Source organism: Brachybacterium sp. GCM10030267, assembly GCF_042666875.1.
Lineage (GTDB): Bacteria > Actinomycetota > Actinomycetes > Actinomycetales > Dermabacteraceae > Brachybacterium.
The window spans coordinates 457101-475153 of sequence record NZ_JBHTCX010000002.1; the positions used below are offsets into that span (position 1 = coordinate 457101).

The 18053-nt window shown below is 72.1% G+C and carries 18 protein-coding genes and 1 tRNA gene; 15 read left to right on the forward strand and 4 right to left on the reverse strand.

Annotated features, from left to right (window positions below; genetic code table 11):
• Window positions 1–127 precede the first annotated feature (127 nt).
• From ACFQS2_RS02410 to ACFQS2_RS02450, 9 genes are read left to right on the forward strand one after another with little or no spacing between them, the layout of a single operon-like run.
• Window positions 128–1465, forward strand: a complete 1338-nt coding sequence (locus ACFQS2_RS02410) for a sugar transferase (protein WP_377792605.1) — start codon at window positions 128–130, stop codon at window positions 1463–1465.
• Entirely contained in the window at window positions 1465–2523 is a 1059-nt protein-coding gene (locus ACFQS2_RS02415) for a glycosyltransferase family 4 protein (protein WP_377792606.1), read from the forward strand. The genes ACFQS2_RS02410 and ACFQS2_RS02415 overlap by 1 nt, the downstream gene beginning before the upstream one ends.
• Window positions 2520–3575 carry a hypothetical protein gene (locus tag ACFQS2_RS02420; protein WP_377018801.1) on the forward strand — a complete coding sequence of 352 codons (1056 nt, stop codon included), beginning with the start codon at window positions 2520–2522 and terminating at the stop codon, window positions 3573–3575. Before ACFQS2_RS02415 ends, ACFQS2_RS02420 begins: the two co-directional genes overlap by 4 nt.
• Window positions 3572–4684 (forward strand): glycosyltransferase, encoded by a 1113-nt coding sequence (locus ACFQS2_RS02425; protein ID WP_377018802.1) that lies wholly within the window; start codon window positions 3572–3574, stop codon window positions 4682–4684. Before ACFQS2_RS02420 ends, ACFQS2_RS02425 begins: the two co-directional genes overlap by 4 nt.
• A complete protein-coding gene (locus ACFQS2_RS02430) occupies window positions 4681–5286 on the forward strand; it encodes a hypothetical protein (RefSeq protein ID WP_377018803.1) in 606 nt (201 codons plus the stop codon). The genes ACFQS2_RS02425 and ACFQS2_RS02430 overlap by 4 nt, the downstream gene beginning before the upstream one ends.
• Window positions 5283–6470, forward strand: coding sequence for a polysaccharide biosynthesis protein (locus ACFQS2_RS02435; RefSeq protein ID WP_377792607.1), 1188 nt, complete (start codon window positions 5283–5285; stop codon window positions 6468–6470). Before ACFQS2_RS02430 ends, ACFQS2_RS02435 begins: the two co-directional genes overlap by 4 nt.
• A complete protein-coding gene (locus tag ACFQS2_RS02440) occupies window positions 6471–7631 on the forward strand; it encodes a DegT/DnrJ/EryC1/StrS family aminotransferase (protein ID WP_377792608.1) in 1161 nt (386 codons plus the stop codon).
• Window positions 7628–8323, forward strand: a complete 696-nt coding sequence (locus ACFQS2_RS02445) for a PIG-L deacetylase family protein (RefSeq protein WP_377792609.1) — start codon at window positions 7628–7630, stop codon at window positions 8321–8323. The genes ACFQS2_RS02440 and ACFQS2_RS02445 overlap by 4 nt, the downstream gene beginning before the upstream one ends.
• Window positions 8320–9615: a lipopolysaccharide biosynthesis protein gene (locus ACFQS2_RS02450; RefSeq protein WP_377792610.1), complete on the forward strand. Its 1296-nt coding sequence runs from the start codon at window positions 8320–8322 to the stop codon at window positions 9613–9615. Before ACFQS2_RS02445 ends, ACFQS2_RS02450 begins: the two co-directional genes overlap by 4 nt.
• Window positions 9616–9665: 50 nt before the next feature.
• Here ACFQS2_RS02450 and ACFQS2_RS02455 read toward each other — a convergent pair whose 3' ends face one another.
• Both ACFQS2_RS02455 and ACFQS2_RS02460 read right to left on the reverse strand, forming a co-directional pair.
• Entirely contained in the window at window positions 9666–10562 is an 897-nt protein-coding gene (locus tag ACFQS2_RS02455; protein WP_377792611.1) for a dihydrodipicolinate synthase family protein, read from the reverse strand.
• A gap of 66 nt (window positions 10563–10628) precedes the next feature.
• Complete coding sequence (locus tag ACFQS2_RS02460) at window positions 10629–12200, reverse strand: CehA/McbA family metallohydrolase (RefSeq protein ID WP_377792612.1); 1572 nt, start codon at window positions 12198–12200, stop codon at window positions 10629–10631.
• 109 nt (window positions 12201–12309) lie between these two features.
• On the opposite strand from ACFQS2_RS02460, the gene ACFQS2_RS02465 reads away from it, so the two are divergent.
• The 4 genes from ACFQS2_RS02465 to ACFQS2_RS02480 all read left to right on the forward strand — a co-directional run bounded on the left by ACFQS2_RS02465 (window position 12310) and on the right by ACFQS2_RS02480 (window position 15117).
• On the forward strand, window positions 12310–13137 hold the full coding sequence (locus ACFQS2_RS02465) for a universal stress protein (RefSeq protein WP_377792613.1): 828 nt from the start codon (window positions 12310–12312) through the stop codon (window positions 13135–13137).
• 64 nt (window positions 13138–13201) lie between these two features.
• Window positions 13202–13286 (forward strand) — tRNA-Ser (locus tag ACFQS2_RS02470).
• Between the two features lie 118 nt (window positions 13287–13404).
• On the forward strand, window positions 13405–13794 hold the full coding sequence (locus ACFQS2_RS02475) for a hypothetical protein (RefSeq protein WP_377792614.1): 390 nt from the start codon (window positions 13405–13407) through the stop codon (window positions 13792–13794).
• Between the two features lie 108 nt (window positions 13795–13902).
• Window positions 13903–15117 carry an MFS transporter gene (locus tag ACFQS2_RS02480; protein WP_377792615.1) on the forward strand — a complete coding sequence of 405 codons (1215 nt, stop codon included), beginning with the start codon at window positions 13903–13905 and terminating at the stop codon, window positions 15115–15117.
• Here the strand turns inward: ACFQS2_RS02480 and ACFQS2_RS02485 are convergent.
• Window positions 15021–15482, reverse strand: a complete 462-nt coding sequence (locus ACFQS2_RS02485; RefSeq protein WP_377792616.1) for a helix-turn-helix transcriptional regulator — start codon at window positions 15480–15482, stop codon at window positions 15021–15023. The two genes, ACFQS2_RS02480 and ACFQS2_RS02485, sit on opposite strands and share 97 nt — an antisense overlap.
• A 27-nt stretch (window positions 15483–15509) precedes the next feature.
• On the opposite strand from ACFQS2_RS02485, the gene ACFQS2_RS02490 reads away from it, so the two are divergent.
• Together ACFQS2_RS02490 and ACFQS2_RS02495 are read left to right on the forward strand one after the other, a co-directional pair.
• Window positions 15510–16592: an alkaline phosphatase family protein gene (locus ACFQS2_RS02490; RefSeq protein WP_377792617.1), complete on the forward strand. Its 1083-nt coding sequence runs from the start codon at window positions 15510–15512 to the stop codon at window positions 16590–16592.
• A gap of 21 nt (window positions 16593–16613) precedes the next feature.
• A complete protein-coding gene (locus tag ACFQS2_RS02495) occupies window positions 16614–17597 on the forward strand; it encodes an HNH endonuclease (RefSeq protein WP_377792618.1) in 984 nt (327 codons plus the stop codon).
• On the opposite strand, the gene ACFQS2_RS02500 is transcribed toward ACFQS2_RS02495, so the two are convergent.
• On the reverse strand, window positions 17566–17940 hold the full coding sequence (locus ACFQS2_RS02500; RefSeq protein WP_377792629.1) for a (deoxy)nucleoside triphosphate pyrophosphohydrolase: 375 nt from the start codon (window positions 17938–17940) through the stop codon (window positions 17566–17568). The genes ACFQS2_RS02495 and ACFQS2_RS02500 overlap by 32 nt on opposite strands.
• Between the last annotated feature and the right edge of the window lie 113 nt (window positions 17941–18053).

Genomic DNA, 18053 nt, shown 5'->3' on the forward strand with positions numbered 1-18053 from the left:
CCCCGTACCCCGTACCGGGTTATGCCTCCAGCCGGTGTGATCCGGGTCCCGGCAGGCCTACGTTGCGGAAGTGCTCCGGGCCAGTCGCCGGGGCCCGCATCCCTGTCCGTGCCGAGTCGGAGGAATCGTGTCCACGATCCAATCTGCCCTGCCCTCGCACCCCGTTCTCCCCTGGCCGATCCTGACCTCCCCACTGCGGCGCCGGGGCCTGGCCGCGCTGATCGCGGCCGGGCTCACCGCCGGCATTCTGGCCGTGGTGGGCACCGAGCCCCTGGTGCTCGGCGCGGGAGCCGCGTGGTTCGTGCTGGCGCTGGCGACTCATGCCTTCGACATCCGCCGTGGTGAGCGGCACCGGTCGGCGCCGCTGCTGGTGGCGACCGCGTTCACCCTCGCCGCCCTCGCCGCCCACTCCGCCCTGTGGGGGCAGGCCGTGCGCGGTGACGTGGCTGTGCTGCTGCTCGCCCTGACCCTCGCGCACTGGGCCAGCACGCCGCTGGTGCGTCTCGTCCTCGATCGTACCGTGCCGCCGCGGGCGATCATCGTCTGCCCGGCGGCGGAGATCGTCCGCCACCGCCACGGCCGCTCCCAGCGGGTGCGCGGATTCTCCGCCGAGACCCTCCAGGATCCCGGCGTCGTCGTCGCCGCCGTGCTGCACGACGTGGCCCGCGGCGGCGCCGACCGCGTCGAGCTGCTGCCGGGCATCCCGGACCGCACCGTGCAGCAGCTGGCCTGGGCGCTGCGCCGGGACGGCGTGGAGCTCCTCCTGCACCAGCCCACCGGCAGGGTGCGCAGCTCGCGCACCGAACTGCTGATGACGGCCCACGGGCCCGGCCTGCTGCTGACGCCCCCGCGGCCGGGCCTGCTCACCCGGGTGGGCAAGCGCGCCCTCGACCTGCTGGGCGCCGCGGCGCTGCTGGTGCTGCTGGGCCCGGTACTGCTGGGAACCGCCCTGGCGGTCCGCCGTGAGGACGGCGGTCCCGCCCTCTACCGCCAGGAGCGCATCGGTCTGGACGGGGAGCCGTTCCAGATCTACAAGTTCCGCACCATGGTCCAGGATGCCGACGCGCAGCTCGAGGCCCTGCTGCGCGAGCAGAACGCCGACGGCCGCCCGCTGTTCAAGGTCTCCGCGGACCCGCGGGTGACCCGCCTGGGAGCGTTCCTGCGCCGCAGCTCGATCGACGAGCTCCCGCAGCTGCTGAACGTGCTCGAGGGCACCATGAGCCTGGTGGGCCCCCGCCCGCAGCGGCCCGCGGAGGTCGCCCTCTACGACGGCGACGCCGAGCATCGCCTCGGGGTCCGCCCCGGCATGACCGGGCTGTGGCAGGTCTCGGGACGCTCCCGGCTCAGCTGGGAGCAGGCCCGAGAGCTCGACGTCTACTACGCCCACAACTGGTCACCGCTGCTGGACCTCACGATCCTGCTGCGCACCTTCAAGGCCGTCCTGACCAGCGACGGAGCCGTGTGATGCGCATCCTGCACCTGATCCACAGCACGCATGTCGGCGGCGTCGAATCCGCGGCCGCGCACCTGCGGGAGGAGCTCGCCGACCACGAGCGGATCCAGTACCGCATCGCCGTCCTCGCCGCGGCGGACCCGGACCAGGCCGTCCTGACCGCCGACGTCGTCGGCTCCGGCCTGAACTCCCCGCTCTCCGTCCTCGCTCTGCTGCGCCAGCTCCGCCGCTGGGACCCCGACGTGCTGGTCACCTCCCTGTGGCGCAGCGTGGCTGTCGGCGCCCTCGCCCGAGCACTGGGGCGCAGGCGACCGTGGGCGATCTGGGTCCACAACTCCCGCTTCACCCAGCCTGTGGACCGGCTGGTCCATCACTGGGCCCTCCCGCGCGCCGACCTCGTGCTGTGCGACTCGATCGCCGCCCGTGACCTGCTCGCCGAGCCGATCCTGCGCCGCGCCGGCGCCCGCCACCCCGCCGTGCTCGTGCGTCCCGACGCGGCGCCCCTGCCCGCCCACACCGCGGCCGCCCCCGCCCTGCGGGCACAGCTGCGCCTGGTGACCTGGGGGCGGATCGCCCCGCAGAAGCGCCTGGACGTCGCCCTCGGGGTCCTGGCGCAGCTGCGCGAGCAGTCGCCCGCCGGGGCGCACCTGACCATCATCGGCCCCGACAGCGGGGGCCTGGCGGACCTGCGCGCCGAGATCACCCGGCGGCGGCTCGCCGACGCCGTCACGCTGACCGGTCCCGCCGATCGCGCCGCGATCGCCCGCGCGGCCGCCGAGGCCGACGTGTTCATCCAGACCTCCGAGTTCGAGGGCTACGCGATGGCGGCCCACGAGGCGCTCGCCGCGGGGATGGTCAGTCTGCTCACGCCCGTCGGCGACCTCGCCTCCGACACCCGCGACGGCGACCACGCCCTGCACCACCACGGCGACGCCGCCCGCTCCGCCGCCCGTCTGCTCGAGCTGGCCGAGGACCCGGCCGCCTGGGCCGAGATGTCCCACCGGGCCCGCCACGTGCGCACCACCGCCATGGCCGACGAGTTCGCCGCCGCCTGCGAGGTGCTGGCATGAGAGCGATCCGTGAAGCAGGCATCGACAACCAGATCCTCGTGCTGCTGGCCGCAGCCGGCGCGCTGATGGCCTCCCTCGGGATCAGGCCGTACCTCCCCGAGCACTTCCTCTGGGACGACGGCCTGCTGCAGCTGACGATCCACGGCGGCAGCCTCGTCGACGAGGCCGAGTCGTTCGAGCGCGTCGGCCATCTGTACGCGCTGGCCGGGCTCGGGGAGGCGCCGCCGCTGGCCGCGCTGCTCGGCGTGGCGCTCTATTGCAGCGGGATCCTGCTCGCCGTGGGCTGGGAGCGCACCGCCCGGCTCTCGATGCCGTCGCTGCTGGTCACCATGGCCTTCTTCGTGCCGGCGCTGGCCTATCTCGCGCAGTACTCCAAGGAGCTGGTCACTCTGGGCGTCGCGATGCTCGTCGTCGTGATCCCCGACGGGCGCGGCCGGTTCAGCACGGCCATGGGCGAGCTGGCCGTGATCGGCGGAGCGCTCGCCTACGGGGCCACGCTGCGCCCGTACTGGCTGATCATCGCCGTGATGTACATCGGCTGGCGGATCCTGCTGCCGCGCACCGCCCACCCTCTGCTGCTGGTCGCCCTGCCCGCCGCCGCCTACGCGGTGCTCCAGCCCCTGTTCCAGGCGGTGCTCGGGCACGGGCTGCAGGGGGCGCGCGAGTGGTCGAACGCCGAGCGCGCCGGCGAGCAGGTGAACACCCTGATCCAGAGCGTCGCCCCGGACGCCCGAGGGGCCCTCGGCGTGCTCGCGGCACTGGCCATGCTCGCGCTGATGGTGGTGCCCGTGCAGCTGCTGGTCTCCGGGGAAGCCTTCCACCTGGCCAGCGGCATCGCGATCGTCGTGGTGTGGGCGCTGGTGCTGGTGCCCGTCCTCGGCGGGCGCTTCGTCGGCGCCCGCTCCCCGCGAGCCACCCGCGCCGCCTCCCTGCTGCTCGCCTTCCTCGTGGTCCAGGCGCTGTTCGAGCCGGACTACGGCTCCGCGCTCAAGCACCTGACCCCGCTGCTCCCGCTGGTCCTCATGGTGCACCTGCATCGGGGGCGGTCATGACCTCGTCGATCCTGCACATCACCGATGCCGCCTCCTCCGGCGTGCTCGCCGCCGTGACCACCTTCGCCCGCGCCCAGAGCGCCGTGCCGGGGATCGACGTCACCCTCGCCTACGTCCCCCGCCACGATTCGCCCTCCCCGGAACGGATCCAGGCGCTCGCCGGGGACCGCGTCACCGTGCTCCGCTGGAGCCGCAGCCCCCGCACCGCCCTGCCGGCCCTGCTGGTGCGCGCCACGGCCGAGCTCACGGCCCGACGGGACGTGCTGGTCCACCTCCACTCCTCCCGCACCGGGATGATCGGACGAGCCGTGGCCGTGCTGACCGGGCATCGCGACCGCACCGTCTACAGCCCCCACTGCTTCGCGTTCGACCGCAGCGACGCCGGCACCCTGCACCGCCGGGTGCTGACGGCCCTGGAGCGGGCCGGGACCCTGCTGGGCCCGCGTCTGCTGCTGGTCTCCGAGACCGAGGAGCGCCTGGCGCAGCGGGTCCTGCCCCGCGCCCGCACCGCCGTGCTGCGCAACCGGGTCGACGCCGAGCAGCTCGCCGCCCTGCCCCGGCCCGAGGCCGCATCCGGCGGCGACCTGCGCGTCGTCCACGTCGGCCGGATCGCCGCCCAGAAGCGGCCCCGCGAGTTCGACGCCGTCGCGCGCCGCTGGCACGAGCAGCATCCCGGAACCGTCTTCCGCTGGCTGGGGGAGGGCGACCGGGAGCTGCTGGGCCCGGACGTCGAGGTCAGCGGCTGGCTGGACCGGGACGCGCTGCTCGCCGAGCTCTCCCGGGCCGACGTCCTGCTGTTCACCAGCGCCGGTGAAGGGCTGCCGATCGCAGTGCTCGAGGCGCAGGCGCTCGGTGTCCCCGTCCTCGCCCACGACGTGACCGGCATGGCCGACGTGGTCATCGACGGCGTCACCGGGCTGCTGCGCGCGGACGCCGAGGGCCTGCTGCAGGCCCTCGGCGAGCTGGCCGCTGATCCGGCACGACGTCGGGCCCTGGGCGAGACCGCCCGGGCCCGGGTGCGTGCCTGCTTCGGCCTCACCCATCTCGCGGAGGACTCCTTCGCGGCCTATCGCCAGGTCGGCGTACCTATCGGAGAGGAATCAGCATGACGTCGGAGAGATTCTGGGAAGTGCTGCGCATCCGCTGGGCGTGGCTGCTGATCGGCCTCGTCGTCGGCCTCGTGGCCGCGGGCATCGCCCTGGCCCTGCTGCCGAGGACCTACGGCTCGGAGGCCGGGGTGCTGGTGGAGGCCGAGATGCCCGGCGGCGACGTCGCGGGCTTCAGCGCGACGGTCTTCGTCGATGAACGGCTGCCCACCTATGTCGATCTCGGTCGCGCGGACGCGGTCCACCAGGACATCCGCGAACTGCTCGGCCAGGACCTCTCCCGCGACCAGATCGAGTCGAGCGTCTCCTACGGGGCGACGCCCGGCTCGATGGTCCTGTCCATCACCGGCACCGGTGACACCGCGGCCGAGGCGCAGGACACGGCCGACGCCGCAGCGACGGCGCTGGCCACCTCCATCGAAAGCACCTCGACCGACTCCATCGAGGTCACCGCGACCCTCGTCCAGGAGGCGACCCTGCCCACCGGTCCCGAGGACCCCGACCCCCTCATCATCCTGCCCGCCGGAGCGCTCGCCGGTCTCACCGTCCCGCTGCTCCTCGCTCTCGCCCTCACTCCCCGCCGCCAGGAAGGACTCTCGTCATGATTCTCAGACTGCTCGGCCGTGGACACGGCCCCGACTCCCTCGACCGCGACCCCGCCACCACGAGCCCGCTGACCCCCTTCGGACTCGACATGTCCGCCCTGACCAGCCGGCTCACAGCACTGAACGGCCACACCACCATGGCGCCGGACCTCGGCCCGGTGCGCGAGCTGGTCGCCGGCAAGCGCGTGCTGGTCACCGGCGCCGGCGGCTCCATCGGATCGGAGCTGTGCCGCCAGCTGCGCGGCCTCGATCCCGCCCGGCTGTCCCTGCTGGACCGCGATGAGTCAGCGCTGCACGAGCTGCAGATGTCGATGAACGGCGCCGCCCTGCTGGACACGCCCGACACCGTCCTCGCCGACATCCGCGATCCCCGCGCCCTGGACGCGGTCTTCGCCGAGCACCGGCCCCAGCTGGTGGTCCACGCCGCCGCGCTCAAGCACCTCCCGCTGCTGCAGCGCTACCCGCGGGAGGCCTGGATGACCAACGTGCACGGGACCCGGAACGTGCTCGAGGCCGCGACCCGCCACGGGGCCGAGCGGCTGGTGAACATCTCGACCGACAAGGCCGCCAGCCCGACCAGCGTGCTGGGCCGCTCCAAGCGGGTCGCCGAGGCGCTGACCGCGCATTACGCCGAGCGCACCGGCCTGCCGTTCGTCTCGGTGCGGTTCGGCAACGTGCTGGGATCGCGCGGCTCCGTGGTGCCCACGTTCGTGGAGCAGGTGCGCCGCGGCGGCCCGCTGACCATCACCCACCCCGAGGTCTCGCGGTTCGTGATGACGATCCCGCAGGCCTCCTCGCTGGTGCTCTCCGCCGTCACCGTCGGGGCGCCGGGGGAGACCCTGGTGCTCGACATGGGCCGACCGGTGCGGATGGTGGACGTCGCCACCGCCATCGCGGAGCTCGCCGGCGTCGAGTGCGCCATCGTGTACACCGGCCTGCGGCCGGGGGAGAAGCTCCACGAGGAGCTGTTCTCCGAGTACGAGCAGCTCGATCGCACCGAGCACGACGGCATCAGCCGGGTCCGCTGCGCCTCGATCGACCCCGCCACCCTGCCCGGCGTCGAGGAGTGGTCCGATCACGTGCGCGAGTTGATGATCCCCTCGGGGTACGACCCGCTGTTCACCACGCCCGAGCCGGCTGCCGTGGCGGCCGCGGAGCCCCAGCAGATCATGGCGGTGAGCTGAATGGGCCCGCGCATCCCCGTGTCCGTCCCCACCGTCGGCCCTGCGGAGCAGAGAGCCGTCGGCGAGGCGATCGCCGGCGGCTGGATCGCTCCCGCCGGCCCGGACCTGCGACGCTTCGAAGCGGCGCTGGCCGAACGCACCGGCCGTGCCCGCGCCGTCGCGGTCGCCTCCGGCACCGCCGCTCTCCACCTGCAGCTGCTGGCCGCCGGCGTGGGCCCCGGCGACCGGGCCATCTGCCCGACCCTCACGTTCGTCGCCACCCTCAACGCGATCTCGCAGACCGGGGCGACGCCGGTGCTCGTGGACGCCGACGACACCGGCAACCTCGAACCCGAGCTCGTCGACGCCGCCTTCGCGCATCCCGCTCGCGTCGGCGGACCGATCACCGCGGTGCTACCGGTGGACGTGTACGGCAAGGTCGCCGATCATGACCGCCTCGGGGCGATCGCCGCCCGGCACGGTGCGCAGCTGCTGGTCGATGCCGCGGAGTCCCTCGGCGCCACCCGGGCAGGGCGTCCCGCCGGGTCGCAGGGGCGCGCGGCGGCGGTCTCCTTCAACGGCAACAAGATCATCACCGCCTCCGCCGGCGGGGCGGTCCTGACCGACGACGAGGAACTCGCCGACCGGGTGCTGTTCCTGTCCACCCAGGCCCGGGAGGACGTCCCGCATTACCTTCATCGCGAGCACGGGTTCAACTACCGGCTCTCGAACGTGCTTGCCGCGCTGGGGCTGGCGCAGCTGGGGCGGCTCGACGAGTTCCTCGCCGCGCGCCGCGCCCATCGGGAGCGCTACCGCGCGCTGTGCGAACGCGTGCCCGGGCTGCGGATCCTCGGTGGCGACGACGCCGGCGACAACTGCTGGCTCACGGCGCTCGTCCTGGACTCGGGCATCGCCGCCGGTGAGCTGGGCGACGAGCTCGGTCGCCACGGCATCGAGACCCGCCGGCTGTTCACGCCCCTGCACGTCCAGCCGCTGTGCGCCGACCCCTCCCGCTTCCCCCGCCTGGTCGACGGCACCGCCGAGCGGCTGTTCGCGACGACCCTCGTGGTGCCCAGCTCCCCGGCGTCCTCGCCGCGGGAGATCGACGAGGTCTGCGACCGGATCGAGATGTCGCTGACCGGCAGCCGTGACCGGCGGCGGGAAGGAGCCCTGACCGCATGAATGCACCCTGCGCCCTCGTGATCGCCCCGCACCCGGATGACGAGGTGCTCGGAGCGGGCGGCACCATCGCCCGGCTGGCCGGCGACGGCTGGAGGGTGGTCGTCGTCGTGGTCTGCTCGGATCTGCCGCCGACGTACCCCGCCGGCATCGCCGAGGAGGTCGAGGCGGAGGCGCGGGAGGCACATGCGCTCCTCGGTGTCGCCGTCTCGGAGTTCCTGCACCTGCCGTCGGTCGAGCTCTCGCGCGGTGCCGTGACCACGCTGAACGGGCCGCTGCAGGCCCTGGTCGAGGAGCACCGGCCCACGCTCGCGCTGATCCCGTTCCCGGACCGGCACGTCGACCACCGCACCGTGTTCGACGCCTCGATGGTGGTCACCCGGCCCGTCGGCGCCGGCCGGGATCTGCGGACGGTCGCCATGTACGAGACCGTCTCGGAGACGTTCTGGAACGCTCCCGGGGCCGAGCCGACGTTCACCCCGTCCTGGCATGTCGACATCACCGAGACCGTCCGGACCAAGATCGACGCCTTCCGCTGCTTCGCCTCTCAGCTGCAGCCGGACCCGGGGCCGCGGTCGGCGCGGGCTCTGCAATCCTTGGCCGGCTTCCGCGGCAGCCAGGTCGGGCTGTCGTCGGCCGAATCCTTCCAGGTGGTGCGCTCCGTGAGCCCCGTCGGGCCGGTGATGGGACGGTGAACGGGCCCGACTCCCGGCGCCGTGCCGGCACGGACGCGGTGACGATCGCCCTGGGCTACCTCACGAGCTTCGCCTACCCCCTGGTCTCGCTGCCCTTCCTGGCCCGGGTGCTGGGGGTCGCCGACCTCGGCGTGGTGATGCTGCTGCTGGCAGTGCTGCAGGTCGTCATCCACGTCACCGATTTCGGGTTCAGCATCAGCGCGCTGCGCCGGGCCAGCCTCGCCCGCACCGTCGCGGAGCGGTCGCAGGTGCTCATGGAGACGGTGTGGGCCAAGACCGTGATCTGGCTGGTCTGCACGGTCGTGATGATCGCGGTGACCCTCGTCGTCCCCGGGCTGCACGAGCACGCGGGCGCGATGATGCTGGGCCTGCTGCTGGTGCTCGCCGGCGCCTGGTACCCGGGCTGGATGCTGCAGGCGATGGGCCGCATGCTCACCTTCGCCCTGGTGATGTCGCTGTCGCGGATCATCGCCCTCGGCGGTCTGCTGCTGACCGTGCGCGATCCGGCGCACATGGATCTCGCCGTCGCGTGGCAGCTGGCCCCGCAGGCGCTCGCTGCGGTGATCGCCTGGTGGCTGCTCGTGCGCGTGTGGGGATCGGCGCGCGTGGTGCGGGTGACCCGGCTGGGCGTGACGACGGCGCTGCGGGACTCGGCGCCGCTGTTCGTCTCCAATGCGACCGTGGTGGTCACCGCCTCGACGAGCTCGCTGGCCCTGGGCGCCTTCGCGGCGCCATCCCAGGTGGCCTTCTTCGGCGCCGCCGAGCGCTTCGGCAATGCCGTGCGCGGGGTGATGCGGGGAGTGGTCGATGCGATGCTGCCGCGTATGGCGGCGGGGAACGTGGCGGGGATGCGCCGCTTCGTGAGCCTCGGGGTCGTGGCCGCGTACGGGACGGCGGGTGCCTGCCTGGCGATCGGGGCCGGCTGGGTGATCCCCTGGTACCTCGGTGCGGACATGGTCGGGGCGATCTGGCCGACGCGCCTGGTCGGCGTCATGATCATCATCGCCGGGATCACGACGGTGCTCACGCTGCACGCCAACGCCGAGCACCGGTACGGCCTGGTCGCGCGCCTCACCGCGATCGGCGCAGTCGTCCATGTGGCGCTCTGCATCCCGGCCGTCCTATGGGCCGGCGCGGTCGGCGCGACGCTCGCACTCATCGTCACCGAGACCGTGATGGCGACTCTGTTCCTGCACGACCTGCTGCGGCGGCGGTCCGCCGGGGCGCGGGGTGCGCAGGCCGGGGCCGACGCGCATGGCCGGCGTGCTCGCCGCGTCGACCTGGGGATCTGAGCGGCGACACGCAGATCCGGGCCGGCGGAGTCAGGCAGAGGCAGGCAGAGTCAGCCGATGAGGTGCTCAGCGAGGCCGTCGACCTCGGCGAGGGCGGCGGCGACCCGGGCGTCGTCCTCGCCGTCGTGCTGGGCCATGGGGAAGCGGGCCTGGCCGACATCCACGCCGCGGGAGCGCATGGCCGATTTCAGCGCCGGGAACGTCTCGCCGCCACCGGCCAGGGCGTCGAGCATCCCCACGGCGATCGCCTGCAGGCGCCGCGCCTCGGTGAGGTCTCCGGCGCCGACGGCGCGGTACAGCTCCGTGTACAGCGTGGGGGCGAGGTTGAAGGTGGCGCCGATGGCACCGTCGGCGCCCTGTGACAGAGCCGCGACCAGCAGCTCGTCGGAACCGATGAGGATCGAGAAGTCGTCGCGGACCCGTGCGCGGATCCGAGCGAGGACCGCGAGGTCGCTCGAGGTGTACTTGAGCCCGTCCAGGACCCCTTCGGCGGCGAGGTCGCAGATCAGGTCGGCACCGAGGGTGCGGCCGGTGGAGGCCGGGATCGTGTAGCCGAGGAGGGGCAGGTTGCTGGATGCGCGCACGTCCCGGAAGTACGCGGCGAGCGAGTCGTCGCTATAGCCGTAGTAGATCGGGATGGAGGCGCTGATGGCCGTGGCGCCGCTGTCGGCGGCTCGCCGCGCGAGCTCCCGCACGGCGCGCTGGTCGGAGTGGGCGACCTGGAAGACGACCTCGCGTCCGTCCGCCACGTCTGCGACGGTCTCGAGGATCTGCAGCCGCTCCTCGACGCTGAGCAGGTAGTACTCGCCCGAGGTCCCGGTGACGAAGTGCCCGTCGACGCCGGCCTCGTTGAGCCGGCCGACGAGCGACCGGGTCCGTTCGACGCTGACAGCTCCATCGTCGTCGTACGCGGTGAGCAGGGCAGGCAGGACACCGTTGATCGTCATCGCACGAAGCCTACCGGGGTGCTGCGCCGTGGTCCTGTCAGAGCGCTCCGAGCCAGATCGGGTTCGTCAGCGCTGCCATCGCCCCGAAGCCCGCCGTCGGCCCCATCGTGGTGCCACCGGCGGAGCCGTCCTCGAGCGGATGGCGCACCTCGGCACGCACGAAGGCGCTGATCCGGCGGCCGTGGTCCAGGTGATCGTGCCGCGCCCGTCCCCGGCCAGCACCGTCTGCAGCAGCTGTCCCTGATCCGTCAGCAGGCGCACCGTCCCGTCGGGCACGCCGGAGACCTCCAGCGTCACGGTGATCGTCTCGTCGCGGTCCACGTCGAGCCGGTCGCCGATGCCTGCCTCGGCCCCGCCGGCCGAGGCGACGAGGGACAGGTCGATGTCCGCCGACTCGGCCAGCCAGGAGCGGCCGGCACGGATGCCGGCCAGCAGCGCGTCGCGGGAGAGACCGTCGGCCAGCACCACGTTGTGGGGCGAACCGACCGAGTCGCCGGGGCTGTGAGCGTCGCTGTTGCCCATCGCCGGCAACCACGACCCCGTCCCGCCACGCTTGCCGCCCTTGCCGCGCGCGGACTCGGCGAGCAGGTTCGCCCAGGTCGACACGGCGGTCTCGTCGTCCCAGCCCCAGGGGCCGGTCCACACCTCGGTGGCGTCGAGATCCTCGAGGCCGAACTTCCACTCGCACCCGATCCACGGGCAGTACAGGTGCGCCGAGACGGCGAGGGCGTCGGTCTTCTGGACCTGCTTGCGGCAGCGGTCGAACTCGTCGTCCCGGTTGCGGTAACGCCATTCGACGAGCTCCCCGGCGGGCATCCCCAGGGCGAGCCAGTGCCCGTGGCGCGTGGTGACCTCCTCACCGGTGAGGATCAGCAGGTCATCACCGGCCAGCGGGCCCCACACCCCGTGGGAGCTGGTGGTGTTGTGGTCGGTGGAGACGATGAAGTCCAGTCCCGCCTCGCGGGCCGCGGTCGCGACCTGCTCGGGCGTGTACTTCCCGTCGGAGTGGACGGTGTGCAGGTGGGCGTCGCCGCGGTACCAGTCGCGCCCGCGGCCCGGGGCCTGCAGCGGCGGGTACTGCGGCTCGATGGCCTCCTCGGCGTCGCCGTAGGTGAGGGTGACGACCACCTCGTAGTCCATGCCCTGGGGCGCCACCTGGTACGGCGCGAGCAGCACGTTCCAGGTGCCCTCCTCGATGTCCCCGGCGAGGTAGCCGGGCGTCGCCTCGGCGCGGCTGAGGAAGAACTCGGTGCGGAACCCGCCGGACCAGCCACGGAACCCGCGTCCGCCCAGCTTCGTCCCGTTCTGATCGAAGATGCCGATGTCCAGCGCATTGCCCGGCGTCCCGTCGGGCACCTCGGGGCTCGAGTAGGAGTAGGCCACGTGCAGGCGGGAGACCCCGCGCGGGACCTCGACGGGAATCTCCGCGAAATCCGGGGCGCCGATCTCGAAACGGCCGGTCAGGGTGCGGGTCTCGGTGTCGCCGGAGGCGCCCGGGTCCGCGGCCGCACGCCCGGTGAAGGACAGCGGGGCGAGGACGGCGACGGCGCCGGCCGCTGTGAGCAGCGTGCGACGCGACGGTACGGACGGAGTGGACGGAGCGGACGGAGCGGAGGGGGCATGCGAGGAGGAGTTCATGCTCGCTGAACGTAGTCGCGGCAGGTGTCCTGGATCTGCATCGTGGGCGGCGGCGCGGTGAACGGTATCCTGGGGGCACGAGGCAGGGCCGCACGGGGAGGTGTGGACCATGGATTTCACCGCAAGCATCGTGGTCGGCTACGACGACACGACGGCGTCGGCGGGTGCCGTGCGCTGGGCCGCCGAGCTCGCCCGGGACACGCGCAGACCGCTGCGACTGGTCCACGCCTGGACGCTGCCGATGCTGGGCCACGGCATGGCCGGGGTCCCGGTGATGGACCCCGCCGGCCCCCGCAACCAGGCGCTGCGCGTGCTGGATGACGCCGTGGACGCGGTCAGTGACGTGACCCGCGAGATCGCCGTGACCACCGAGCTGCTGCCCGGCAATCCCCGCGACGTGCTCGGCGAGGTCTCGGTGACCGCCGATCTGCTCGTCGTCGGCACCCGGGGTCTCGGCGCCGTGATGAGCACCCTGCTGGGCTCCGTCAGCCGCGGCATCCTCCACGACGCCGGCTGTCCGGTCGCGATCATCCGCTCCGACCAGCACCGGGCCGGTCCCGTGCTCGCCGCGGTCGACGGGTCCGAGGCGGGCCAGGAGGCCGTGGACGCGGCCTCCGACCTGGCCGCCGCCTGGGGCACGGCGCTGCGCATCGTCCATGTGCGCGCCGGGGGAGCGGCGGCCGATGCCGACGGGCTGCTCGAGGCGGCGGTGCAGCGGGCGCGCGGCCGGCACGACGGGATCACCGTGGACGCCGGACTGCTCGAGGGCCGCTCGGTGCCCGATGCGCTGCTGACCGCGGCCGCCGGGGCGCGCATCCTGGTGATGGGCCACCGCGGGGTGAGCCGGGGGCCGTTCGGCTCCACTGCCCACGCGACGCTTCTGCACGCCACCGGGAACGTCATGGTGGCCCGGCAGTGCGACGGAGCGGGCACGTGACCTGACTCGCGTCGGGGGCGGCCGGGTTTGAACGGCAGATGGCGCGATGGTTAAGCTGTCCGGCGGTAGCGTGTCCGAGCGGCCGAAGGTGCATCACTCGAAATGATGTGTACGGAAACGTACCGCGGGTTCGAATCCCGCCGCTACCGCCCGTTTCCCTGAGCCGCGACATCGTTGACAGACGGTGTCGCGGCTCAGTGCATTCGTGGGTGCACATGCCCGCGGGCAGCGGCACCGAGCACGCGCGCTGCCGTAGATTGACCGTCCATGGAACCGGCCCCGCACCCGTCCTCGCCGCCCTCGGAGCAGTCGTCTCGACGGCGCGGTCTCTCCGTGCTGCTGACGTTGCTGGCCTGGGCGGTGCTGCTGCTCGTCCTGTACGCGCTGGGTCTCGCGATCGCTCCGGACGAGAATCCCGACGGGCGCTGTGAGGGCATCGGTTTCGGGTGTGCCCTCACCCCGCGGGACACGGTGGTCTTCGTGGGTCTGCTGCTGGGCGCGCCGACCCTGGGCGGACTGCTGCTGCTCGGCGGAGGACTGAGCGTCCTGCTGCTGCGGCGCACCTCCTGGCCGGGCGTGCTCATCGGGTCCCTCGGGGCGATCGTCGGCGCGGGCGTGGTCTTCGCGATCACGGTCGCGCTGATCGCCGGGAGCTAGCGGACCCGGGGGAGCTGGCACGGCGGCGGCTGGTTCCTCCGGTCGCGTGATCAATCGCTCCGGTGGTCGGATCAGCCGGAACCCCTCCCGGTGACCGATGCTGGAGTCATGACTTCCTCCTCACCCGAGACCACGTCCCGGCGTGGCCCCGCGACCACGGACCCCAGCGACCGCAGCGGAGGCCCCGCCCGCGCCCATCACCCCGTGGTGACGGCTCTCGCGCTCTCGGCCGGCACGGCCGCTCTGGTCGGCGCCGAGTTCATCCCGGCGGGCGTCCTCCCCGGCATGGCCGCGGACCTCTCCGTGACCGAGGGCCGCGCCGGGCTCACCGTGGCGGCGACGGCCCTGGCCGGAGCGCTGACCGCGCCGACCATCGCCTCGATCCTGCCGCGCACCGACCGGCGCACCGTGCTGCTGTCCCTGCTGGGCCTGGCGATCCTCTCCAACCTCGTGGTGGCCCTCGCCCCGACGCTCGCGGTGGTGCTCATCGCCCGCGTCCTGCTGGGGGTGGCGATCGCCGGGTTCTGGTCCTTCGCCCTGTCCGTGGGCGTCCAGGTGACCGGTCGCGCCGCCCTGGTCTCGACCACGGTGGCCCTCGGCACGAGCACCGCGACCATCATCGGCATCCCGGTCGCCTCGGTGCTCGGTGACATCATCGGCTGGCGTGCGGTGTTCCTCGTGATGAGCGCCCTCACGCTGGTGTCGGCCGCCGTGCTGTGGCGGCTGCTGCCGGCCGTGCCCGCACAGCCCGGTGCGGGCCTGGCCATGATGCGGAAGGCGCTCGGCAACCGCCGCCTGGTGGTGGGCGTCGCGGTGATCGCGGTCGCCGCCTTCGCCAACTTCACCGCCTACCCCTACATCCGGGTCGCGATCGAGGCGGTCGATGCCTCGGCGGTCGCCGCGCTGCTGCTGATCTGGGGCCTCGGCGGAGTGCTCGGCAACCTCGCCGGCGGATACCTCTCGCGCTGGATGCGCTGGGCCGCCACGGCGGGCCCGGCGATCCTCGCCGTCGCGCTGTTCGGGATGGCCACGACGGAGCAGACGGGTGTGCTGGTCGTCGTCGTGATCGCCTGGGGCCTGGGCTTCAACATGGTGCCGGTGACCACGCAGCTGTGGGTCTCCGCGGTCGAGCCCCGCCGCGTCGAATCAGCGATCTCGCTGCAGGTCACCGCGTTCCAGGTGGCGATCATGGCCGGGTCCGCCGTCGGCGGGGTGCTGGTGGATCATCAGGGCCCGGCAGCGGCCATGGCGCTCGGAGCCATCGTCTCCGCCGTCGCCGCGATCGGGTTCGCCTCGATCAAGGTGCGCCCGCGGGAGGTCTGACGCCAGCGTCCCGGAGTGGTCCCGGTGTGGGCGCGGAAGGCGCGGACGAAGGCCTCCGCCGATCCGTATCCGGCGTCGTGGGCGATGGCAGAGATCGGTGCGTCGGAGCCGGCGAGCTCGCTCATCGCCCATCCCATGCGCAGCCGGCGCAGGTACTGCATGGGGGAGTGGCCGGTGGCGCGGCGGAACCGGTCCACCAGCGCCGTCGTGCCGACGTGGGCCGAGGCCGCCAGGTCCGTGAGCGTCCAGGAGCGGCACGGCGCGGCCGCCATCCGGGCGACGGCGCGAGCGACGACAGGATCCGCCTCCCGCTCCCGCTCCCGACCCTGACTCTGACCGGCATCGATGCTCGCCTCGCTGAGCATGGCGGCGCCGATCAGGTCCAGCCCGGGGTGCGCCGGCCGGACTGGTTCTGGGACGCCCGCGACATCGCCTGCCCCACGATCTTCGACCTCGCGAAGGGCGCGGGGCTGACCAGCGCGAGCGTGGGCTGGCCGGTCACCGGCTGGTCCCCGTCGATCGACATCGCTGTGCCGGAGATCTGGGACGTCGCCGGCCTCGAGCAGACGAAGGCGCTCGTGCGGGAGGCCGCCAGCGAGCGGGGCCGGGAGTACGTGGATGCCCACGCCGGCGATATCCGCTGGGACTCCAAGCACCGCTTCGGCCGCTTCGTCACCTCCGTGACGGCCGACATCATCCGCACCGAGGGGCCCGACGTGCTGTTCGCCCATATCGTCGACGTCGACGGCGCCCGCCACAGCACCGGGCGCTACACGCCGGAGGTGCGCGAGGCGTTCGAGCGGGTCGACGGGTGGATCGGCGAGATCCTCGATGCGCTGGAGGAGGCCGGCGTGGCCGAGGTGACCAACGTCGCGATCGTCTCCGACCACGGGCACGTCGAGGTGGGGCGCTGCTTCCGCGCCAACCGGGTGCTGGTCGAGGAAGGGCTGATCCGCCTCGATGCCGACGGCGAGGTCGCCGAGTGGGACGCCTGGGTGCACGGCTGCGGGCTGACCGGCCAACTGCACCTGAACCCCGAGGCCGACGCCGACACCCGCGAGCACGTGCTCGCCCTGGTCGAGGACTGGGTCCAGGACCCCGAGATGCCCATCGCCCACTTCCACCCGCTGGCCGAGATGGGCGAGGACTACGGCTACTCCGGGCCCTTCGCCGGGGTGCTCGAGGGCACCAGCGGTACCAACTTCCAGAACGTGTGGGAAGGGCGTGCGCTGTACAACCGCTTCGACGAGGACTACGCGTTCCTCATCAGCCAGCACGGCCACCTGCCCGAGCAGGACATCCAGGCCGTGTTCGCCATGGCCGGGCCGGGCATCGCGGAGGGGACCAAGTTCGCCCGCTGCAGCGTGACCGACGAAGCCGCGACGTTCGCGCACCTGCTGGGGCTGGAGTTCCCGGAGGCCGACGGGGTGGTGGTGTCGGGGATTTTGGACGAGTACGTGGGCGTCGTGGCCTGATATGTGTGCCATGATGCGGACATGCTGACCCGCCAGGAGGATCTCGAGCTCCGCAATGCGGCCATGACTTGGCTCGAAGTGCGGACCCAGGACGGATTGAACCCGATCGGGTATGAAGATCTCTTGCAGGACTTCTACTTCCGTGGCGAGCGGCGCGCGCTCAAAGACAGGCAGGCTGGGATCTGCAAGCCGGCCGTGCTCGAGACTGCTTTGTCGATAACCACGACATATCGCGCCGAAGGCAAAGAACGTCCTTATGATGACGCCCCGGGCCCTGACGGACTCCTTCGTTACAAGTGGCACAAGACCGATCCAAACCATGCGCATAACCGGGGGCTGCGTGAGGCGATGGCGCGCGGCTTGCCCCTGATTTGGTTCTGGGGCATTGCGCCTGGACTGTACAAGCCGATCTTCCCGGTGTACTTGGTCGCTGAGGAGCCGGAACTGCACCAGTTTGTCGTGGCGACCGACGGACTCCAGAATTTCGAGTCGAGCGGTCTTGGGGGCGAGGAAGCCTTCCGTGAATACGCAGAGTCGAAGACTAAGCGACGAATCCACCAGCCGGTTTTCCGCGGGCTTGTCATGCAGGCGTATGAGACCCGCTGTGCTATGTGTAATCTGCGGCACAGCGCCCTGTCGGACGCAGCCCATATCGTCCCGGACCGAGATGAGCGGGGCATCGCAGCGGTGAGGAACGGCCTGGCTCTCTGCAAGATTCACCATGCTGCGTATGACGCGGGCATCCTGGCCGTCACCCCGGACCTGAAAATCGAGGTCCGCGAGGATATTTTGGACGAGGTTGATGGCCCCATCTTGGAGTACGGCCTCAAACGTCTTCACGGTGAGGAGCTCCGGAAGGTGCCGAAGCGGCGTTCCGATCGCCCAGACAGGGACCTGCTTGCCGTGCACTACGAGGAGTTCGTAAGAGCTCCTTCAGCAGCCGCGCCGCGAATCGACATCGGCTTCCCGGGACTCACAGCGGGCGATCGAACCGTTCCTCAATGACTCGCAGCACCGGAACGTCTGCTGGGGACCACGTCAGTCCCAGCAAGTCCGGGATCGCGAACCACCCCATGGCATCGTGATCGGTGCTGGTCGCCGGTTCAGGGCCGTCCAGCGAGGCCCAGTAGCACGCCAGATCGATCATTGCATGGCCGACCTGCGTGGTTGCCCGGCCTGCGAGTTCGCCGACGCTGACGGTGATGGCCAGCTCCTCATGGAGTTCTCGACGCAAGGCATCGGTCGGACTCTCTCCAGGAGAGATCTTTCCGCCCGGGAATTCCCAGAGCCCTCCAGCGCTTCGGTCAGGATTTCGCCGAGCTGCGAAGATCTGTTCACCTGAGTTGATGCATTTGCTTAGTGTCCCGGTTGCCCGGTGATCTGCTCGATGATCGTGGCGGCGTCCTCGGGGATCTGGGGCGGGATCAGTTGGGTGTGATCGCCGGCTTGCAGCAGCGCGGA

What these genes read in the sequence shown, in the direction of transcription:
- ACFQS2_RS02440 (WP_377792608.1), top strand. Translation starts at nt 6,471, where the DNA reads ATGGGCCCGCGCATCCCCGTGTCCGTCCCCACCGTCGGCCCTGCGGAG.
- ACFQS2_RS02415 (WP_377792606.1), top strand. Translation starts at nt 1,465, where the DNA reads ATGCGCATCCTGCACCTGATCCACAGCACGCATGTCGGCGGCGTCGAA.
- ACFQS2_RS02435 (WP_377792607.1), top strand. Translation starts at nt 5,283, where the DNA reads ATGATTCTCAGACTGCTCGGCCGTGGACACGGCCCCGACTCCCTCGAC.
- ACFQS2_RS02465 (WP_377792613.1), top strand. Translation starts at nt 12,310, where the DNA reads ATGGATTTCACCGCAAGCATCGTGGTCGGCTACGACGACACGACGGCG.
- ACFQS2_RS02425 (WP_377018802.1), top strand. Translation starts at nt 3,572, where the DNA reads ATGACCTCGTCGATCCTGCACATCACCGATGCCGCCTCCTCCGGCGTG.
- ACFQS2_RS02430 (WP_377018803.1), top strand. Translation starts at nt 4,681, where the DNA reads ATGACGTCGGAGAGATTCTGGGAAGTGCTGCGCATCCGCTGGGCGTGG.
- ACFQS2_RS02420 (WP_377018801.1), top strand. Translation starts at nt 2,520, where the DNA reads ATGAGAGCGATCCGTGAAGCAGGCATCGACAACCAGATCCTCGTGCTG.
- ACFQS2_RS02485 (WP_377792616.1), bottom strand. Translation starts at nt 15,482, where the DNA reads ATGCTCAGCGAGGCGAGCATCGATGCCGGTCAGAGTCAGGGTCGGGAG.
- ACFQS2_RS02495 (WP_377792618.1), top strand. Translation starts at nt 16,614, where the DNA reads ATGCTGACCCGCCAGGAGGATCTCGAGCTCCGCAATGCGGCCATGACT.
- ACFQS2_RS02460 (WP_377792612.1), bottom strand. Translation starts at nt 12,200, where the DNA reads ATGAACTCCTCCTCGCATGCCCCCTCCGCTCCGTCCGCTCCGTCCACT.
- ACFQS2_RS02475 (WP_377792614.1), top strand. Translation starts at nt 13,405, where the DNA reads ATGGAACCGGCCCCGCACCCGTCCTCGCCGCCCTCGGAGCAGTCGTCT.
- ACFQS2_RS02480 (WP_377792615.1), top strand. Translation starts at nt 13,903, where the DNA reads ATGACTTCCTCCTCACCCGAGACCACGTCCCGGCGTGGCCCCGCGACC.
- ACFQS2_RS02445 (WP_377792609.1), top strand. Translation starts at nt 7,628, where the DNA reads ATGAATGCACCCTGCGCCCTCGTGATCGCCCCGCACCCGGATGACGAG.
- ACFQS2_RS02455 (WP_377792611.1), bottom strand. Translation starts at nt 10,562, where the DNA reads ATGACGATCAACGGTGTCCTGCCTGCCCTGCTCACCGCGTACGACGAC.